Source organism: Oleiphilus sp. HI0043 (assembly GCF_001634935.1).
This window is the reverse complement of sequence record NZ_LWEY01000194.1, coordinates 1-907: the sequence shown is the minus strand read 5'-3', so window position 1 is coordinate 907 and position 907 is coordinate 1. Positions and strand designations below refer to the sequence as shown.

General features: G+C 47.6%; 1 protein-coding gene and 1 pseudogene. Both read left to right on the top strand.

Annotation, left to right across the window (positions count from 1 at the left end):
* Positions 1 to 165, top strand: a pseudogene (locus A3729_RS34225) (2-C-methyl-D-erythritol 4-phosphate cytidylyltransferase); the annotation flags it as partial.
* Positions 166 to 219: 54 nt separating this feature from the next.
* Positions 220 to 735 carry a 2-C-methyl-D-erythritol 2,4-cyclodiphosphate synthase gene (gene ispF, locus A3729_RS03280; RefSeq protein WP_068507343.1) on the top strand — a complete coding sequence of 172 codons (516 nt, stop codon included), beginning with the start codon at positions 220 to 222 and terminating at the stop codon, positions 733 to 735.
* Positions 736 to 907 lie beyond the last annotated feature (172 nt).

Sequence of the window (907 nt, the reverse complement as noted above, 5' to 3'; positions counted from 1 at the left end):
CCACAAGTCTTTCGTTTTGCCGAGCTGCGCCATGCCCTAAGTGAATGTCAGCGGCTTGGGCTGACGGTGACCGATGAGTCGTCAGCAATAGAGCATATGGGTGGGGCGCCCTGCCTAGTTGAAGGCTCAGATGACAATATCAAAATTACGCGGCCGCACGATTTACGTTTGGCTGCAGATACCTTGGCTGCGCGGACGCAGCTGGGACGAGGTGAAAAAATGAATAGCTTTCCGAGAATCGGGAACGGTTATGACGTGCACGCATTTTGCGAGGGTGAAGAAATTATCCTGGGAGGCGTCAAAATTCCCCATCACAAATCTTTTATTGCGCATTCCGACGGGGATGTGCTGATTCACGCGATTATGGATGCAATGTTAGGTGCTTTGGCCTTAGGTGATATCGGTAAGCACTTTCCTGATACTGATGAAAAGTGGAAAGGGGCAAATAGTCGAGAACTGTTGTCTGCAGTAAACCACTTGATTTCAGAAAAAGGTTTTGTAGTTTCCAATATCGATAGCGTTATTATTGCTCAAGCTCCTAAGATGGCGCCGCATATAGGAAAGATGCAGGAAAATATTGCTCAGGACTTACAGGTTTCTCCTGAGCTGGTGAGTGTTAAAGCAACGACTACAGAGCGCCTTGGTTTTGCAGGGCGTGAGGAAGGAGTTGCTTGTCAGGCAAGTGTATTGTTAGTGCCTAAACCTAGCTGCGAAAGTGAAAGGAGAAGCGTGTGAGTGAAGTAAGGTCATTACCAGAATCACAGTTCAATCTGGTTTTTCCATGTATCGCTGACTTACCGCGGCCTGCCGGTGTCATTAAGACAAAAGAAGAAGACTTCTTTGTTGAAGAGGTCATGAATCCTGAGCTAAGTGGTGAGGGGGAGCACGTTTGGTTATGGCTGGAAAA